Annotated in this window: 6 protein-coding genes; 3 read left to right on the top strand and 3 right to left on the bottom strand. The window is 73.6% G+C overall.

Annotated features, from left to right (window positions below):
• Positions 1 to 86 precede the first annotated feature (86 nt).
• The 3 genes from VFZ20_RS24470 to VFZ20_RS24460 form a co-directional block, all read right to left on the bottom strand.
• A complete protein-coding gene (locus VFZ20_RS24470; protein ID WP_329686582.1) occupies positions 87 to 1,001 on the bottom strand; it encodes an SDR family NAD(P)-dependent oxidoreductase in 915 nt (304 codons plus the stop codon).
• A 41-nt stretch (positions 1,002 to 1,042) separates the two neighbouring features.
• Positions 1,043 to 1,930, bottom strand: coding sequence for a helix-turn-helix domain-containing protein (locus VFZ20_RS24465; RefSeq protein WP_329686581.1), 888 nt, complete (start codon positions 1,928 to 1,930; stop codon positions 1,043 to 1,045).
• Positions 1,931 to 2,080: 150 nt separating this feature from the next.
• Entirely contained in the window at positions 2,081 to 2,944 is an 864-nt protein-coding gene (locus VFZ20_RS24460; protein WP_329686580.1) for a hypothetical protein, read from the bottom strand.
• 254 nt (positions 2,945 to 3,198) lie between these two features.
• On the opposite strand from VFZ20_RS24460, the gene VFZ20_RS24455 reads away from it, so the two are divergent.
• From VFZ20_RS24455 to VFZ20_RS24445, 3 genes are all read left to right on the top strand, one after another.
• On the top strand, positions 3,199 to 3,516 hold the full coding sequence (locus VFZ20_RS24455; protein ID WP_329686579.1) for a PqqD family protein: 318 nt from the start codon (positions 3,199 to 3,201) through the stop codon (positions 3,514 to 3,516).
• Positions 3,513 to 3,923, top strand: coding sequence for a lasso peptide biosynthesis B2 protein (locus VFZ20_RS24450; RefSeq protein WP_329686578.1), 411 nt, complete (start codon positions 3,513 to 3,515; stop codon positions 3,921 to 3,923). Before VFZ20_RS24455 ends, VFZ20_RS24450 begins: the two co-directional genes overlap by 4 nt.
• On the top strand, positions 3,920 to 4,196 hold a 277-nt coding region (locus VFZ20_RS24445), incomplete at its 3' end, for a hypothetical protein (protein ID WP_329686577.1). The genes VFZ20_RS24450 and VFZ20_RS24445, both read left to right, overlap by 4 nt.

Raw genomic sequence — 4,196 nt, 5'->3', positions numbered from 1 at the left:
CCGGCTCTGCCATGGTGATGCTCCGCGTGAGTTGAGTGCCTGTGTGCAACATAACACACGCGGCCAATCTGGGAGATTGGTCCACCCTATCCCTCCCCCAGCTCGAACGGGGGGACGCGGCGGCCGTCGATATCCGTGAAGCCGTACGCGTCGGCCAGGTCGGCCACGCGGTGCACGCCACCGCTGTGGCGCATCACCTCCGGATCGGCGGCGAGGGCGGCGACGGCGCGGCCCACGTAGCGCGGCGACTCCGTGCGGCCCAGCTCCGGATGCTCGCGCCAGGTTGCCTCCGTGGCCTTGTGCGCGGCCAGCACCCACTCCGTCCGCATCCACCCGGGCACCACGGCCAGCGACGTCACCCCGTGCGGCCGCAGCTCCTCCGCCATGGCGAACGCCAGCCGGTTCATCGTTGCCTTGGCGATGTCGTAGAACAGGTTTCCGCGCAGGTACGCGCCGCGGTCCCAGAACGACGTGGTGACGATCAGGCCGCGTCCCTGCCGCACCAGCAGCGGCGCGGCGAAACGGCTGGCGACCAGGTGGTTGCGCACGCCGCCGTTGAACATCACGTCCCACTGCCCCGCGTCCTGCTCCCAGAACGGCGCCCCGAACGACGCCAGGGAGAACACCTCGTGGCCGCCCCACGCGTTGTTCACCAGCACGTCCAGCCGCCCCTGCTCGGCCTCCACGCGCTCGAACAGCGCGCGCACGGCGTCGTCGTCGCGATGGTCCACGCGGACGGCGATGCCCGTGCCGCCCAGCGCCGTCACCTCGTCCGCCGTGTCGTCGATGGTGCCGGGCGGCGCGTCCAGCCCGCTCTCGGCCAGGATCTGCCCGTAGACGGGTGCCGGCGCCGCGCGCGTGCTGCGCCCCGTCACGTACACCGTCGCCCCCGCCGCGCCCAGCTCCAGCGCGATCCCCCGCCCCGCGCCACGGCTGGCGCCCGTCACCACGGCCACGCGCCCCCGCAGCGGCCGGTCGTCGTGCATCTCGTTCGTCGTCATCGTCTTCCCGTCTCGGTGAATGCGGCTCCGTGGACGGAAAGCTAGTCGGCGGCGGGGGACGCGTCTTGGAAAAATCCGCAGCTCCGGCCGCGAAAGTCGCCCGGCGCCAGGCCGGCGAGCGCCTGGAACTCGTTGACGAGGTGCGACTGGTCGTAGAACCCGCACGAATACGCCACGTCGGACCACGGGCGCTGCGGATCGCGCCGCAGCAGGGCCACCGTCGCGCGGAACCGGGCGATGCGGCAGACGGACTTGGGAGACAGCCCCACGTGCCGGTGGAAGACCTGCTCCAGCCGCCGCTCGCTCACGCCCAGGCCCTCCGCCAGCGCGCGCACGCGGATGCGCCCCCGCGACGCCTCAATGCGCCGCACGGCCTCCGCGGCCACGGCGTCCGGACGGGCGGCGACCGCGGCGAGCCTCTCCGCCAGCACCGTCTCCATCGCGGCCACGCGCGCCGGGCCCACGGGCACATCCGCCATCCGCTCCAGCGCCTCCGCCGCGCGGGGGCCCCACAGCGCGTCGAGGGGCGCGTCGGCGGCAGACAGCTCGGCGGCGGGGATGCCGAGGAGCGCCGCCATCCCGCCGGGCCGCAGCGTGACCGTCACCTGCTCCACGCGCCCGGCCATGCGGATGATGGACGGGGCGCACCGGGCTCCCAGTGCCTCGCACGCCGTCGGCGTGGTGCCGGGGACGGCCGGCGCGTCGCCCAGGTTGAAGACCAGGTGCACGCCGCCGTCCGGCAGCACGCGCTCCGTGAGCGGATGCGCCGGATCCACCCACTCGCGCCCGATGCCGATGCGCTCCACGAACCCGCGCAGGGGCGCCGCCGGCGCGACGGAGGCAAAGGCGCCGCCCGGCGCGTCGCCCGTCGTCCAGAACAGCGCCTCGTCGCCCGTGTGGAGGTACATCCGCTCGGCGTCCGTCGTCATCGTCCCTTTCGCAACGTCGGTGGATCGGGGGCAGCATCCGTCGAAGATGACACGCGGGCGCGCGCGGGGAAAGCGTCCGCGCCGACCTGTATCCGCTTCGAGAAACAACAGCGGCGGATGACGATCATCATCATCCGCCGCCGTTTCTCGTCACCGGAGCCGATTCGCTGGCCGTCGAGGCAAAACGCCGTTCCGGGGATCGGATGCGTTGCGATTTTCGGGCGTGGGCTCGCGCGGGGTGTAGATCACCTCGAAGTCGCGGCGCCGCACGTTTCCGCCGTCCTCCAGCGTGACCACCCGCACCCGCTCGGAAGGAACGCCGCGCGTGCCGCACGCCGCCTCCGGGGGGCACGGCGCCGACTCCGTTCCCCAGGCCACGTCCACCGCGTGCGACGGGGACGCGATGTCGTGAAAGCCCGCCGGGGTCCGGATCGTCATCCCCAGCCGCAGGTGGCCGATGGGCGCCACCTCCGCGCCGGCGGCCAGCGGATACCGATAGGCCACGCGCCCGTCGTCCCTCCGCAGCGGCTGCGAGTACTGCACCTGCACGCGGCGCCGGCCGCCGGGCGGAATGTCGGGCACGGGAACGTGCACGATGCGCGTGCGGGCGTACTCGCGCAGCCCGGGGATGCGCCGGTCGCGCGCCAGCCCCTCCGCGATCCACCGCGACTCGTCGGGACGGTTCCAGTCGTTGTAGGCCAGGAGCGCGTTGCGGTCGTGCGCCGGCCGGTCGGCGTCGGTCACGGACACGCTGTACACCGTGGCGTCCGCCGGTAGGGGAAAGAAGAGCGCGGCGTCCAGCGTGTCGCGCCCGTCGTTGCCGAACGCGAGGGTCGCGCTGGTGGCGGCCCGCGCGCTGTCCAGGTTGGCCCACGCGAGCACGGAATCCACCGCGAGCGTGGGGGGCAGACGGTCCGCGCACGCGCCGTGGCAGCGGACGGGGACGACGACGCCCTGCGATGCGGCGGGCAGGGCGGCGAACAGGAGCGGGAGGGCGATGGAAAGGGAACGCATGAAGTTTCCTCGGATGGGAGGAGACTGCTGTGGGCGGCCCTGTGTACCATCCCATGCCGGACCGGTGTTCCACGGACCGGAGTTCGCCCCGTTCCCGCGTCCTCGCCGTCGTCGCGCGGGGAGTCCACGGTGTGCCCGGGAACAATTCTTCCATCTCGAGAATACTACCTTATACGGACACATTTAAATCATACCGTGTGCGCGGGGATCAGCGCTCCCGGCCCAGGCGTCCACCGACCCGGAGGAACCCGCTCGTGCTCGACCTCTTTCGCCGCAAGCCCGCGCGGGCCGACGCCCCGCCCGCACCGGACGCGCGCTACCGCCACGCCGCGCAGGTGACGTCCACGCGCGAGGCTGGCCGCACGGTGCTGCTGGACCATCGCGGCGGAGCGTACTTCGGATTGGACGAGGTGGGAACGCGCGTGTGGGACCTGCTGGGCGGCGGCGCCTCCCTCGCGTCCGCCGTGGACGTGCTCGCGGACGAGTACGACGCGCCGCGCAACGTGCTGGAACATGACGTAGCAGAGATCGTTTCGCGCCTCGTCAAGAGCAACCTCCTGGAGGCGGCGTGACGTCCCGCGGGCGACGCGACGTGCCGGGGGTGATGCGCTGCATGCTGGCGCTGCTCGTGACCCGGCTCCACCTCAAGGCGTTCGGCTTCGGCCGGTCCGTGGCGCGGGCGCGGCGGATGGGCGGCCGGGGGCCCGCGTTCACCGCCGCGGCGGACGGTGTGGCGGAGCGGACGGCGCACCGGGTGGCCGTGGCGGGTGCCTTCTTTCCCGGGCGGGCCGTCTGCCTGGAGCAGTCGCTCGCGCTGTACGTGCTGCTGCGCCGCCGCGGCGTGCGCGCGGAGCTGCGGCTGGGCGTGGTGCCGTCGCCGTTCCACGCGCACGCCTGGGTGGAGGTGGACGGCGTCCCCGTGAACGAAGACGCGGAGACGGTCGCGCGCTTTCTCCCCATGCCCGCGATGCCCGCGTGAGCGCGTTCGCCTGCGCCCTCTCGCTCGATCGCGCACCGCGCCCGGGCGACGCCGCGCGCCTGCTGCGCCGCGTGGCGCCCGTGGACGCGGCGATGGACGACGGTCCGTTCTCCGCGGCCGCCGCGGTGCCCGTTCTCCGTCCGCTCGCGGCCCGGCGCGGCACTCTGGCCGCCGTGGGGGACGCACGGCTGGACAACCGCGCGGAGCTCCGGCGCCACGCGGCGCCCGTCGCGGACGGCGCGTCGGACCTGGAGGTGGTGCTGGCGCTGTTCG

Origin of the sequence: Longimicrobium sp. (genome assembly GCF_036280135.1) — a bacterium.
GTDB lineage: Bacteria > Gemmatimonadota > Gemmatimonadetes > Longimicrobiales > Longimicrobiaceae > Longimicrobium.
Note: the sequence above shows the minus strand (reverse complement) of the source record. Positions and strands in the feature narration are given on the sequence as shown.